Origin of the sequence: Halopseudomonas sp. (assembly GCF_038130085.1) — a bacterium.
GTDB lineage: Bacteria > Pseudomonadota > Gammaproteobacteria > Pseudomonadales > Pseudomonadaceae > Halopseudomonas.
The window spans coordinates 1,047-1,590 of record NZ_JAYPMU010000054.1 but is presented as its reverse complement, the minus strand read 5'-3'; the positions used below and the strand labels follow the sequence as shown (position 1 = coordinate 1,590).

Here is a 544-nt window from a genome sequence, read left to right as displayed (position 1 = left end):
CCATTGCTGCGTTAAAAACAGCCTCAAAATGCTCATTTACCACGCGTAAACTGCGCTTTTTCGGCTGTTTTTGCCTTGCACTGACTGCCTCGCCTACGTTTTCAACAGCCTGTTACACTCACGCGGCAGAACAACAATAAAAGCCGCGTGAGAACATCATGACTGCCCTCTGCACCACCCTGCCCGACAATCTTCGCCTGCTGCTGGTCGACGACCACCGCATCTTTCTCGACGGCCTCTCCCTGGCCTTGTCGCCACTGAGCCAGAACCTGCAGATCCACACCGCGCACAGCGCTGCAGAAGCGGAGCAGTGCTTGCGTCAGCATGACTACGACCTGATCCTGCTCGACCTGCGCCTGCCTGACGAGCCCGGCATCGAACTGTTGCAGCGCTGGCTGGCGCGCGGCGAGAGCACGCCGGTGGCGATTCTCAGCGCCAGTGATTCCGCGCTAGAGGCTCAGGCGGCGCTGGCCGCCGGCGCACTCGGTTTCATCCCCAAGAGCTCCGATGGTAACGCCCTGCGCCAAGCGGTGACCCGCGTCTT

General features: G+C 60.8%; 1 protein-coding gene. It reads left to right on the top strand.

What is annotated here, in order from left to right:
* Nucleotides 1-158: 158 nt before the first annotated feature.
* The coding region (locus tag AAFM31_RS17705) for a response regulator (protein WP_341709175.1) at nt 159-544 on the top strand (386 nt) is incomplete at its 3' end.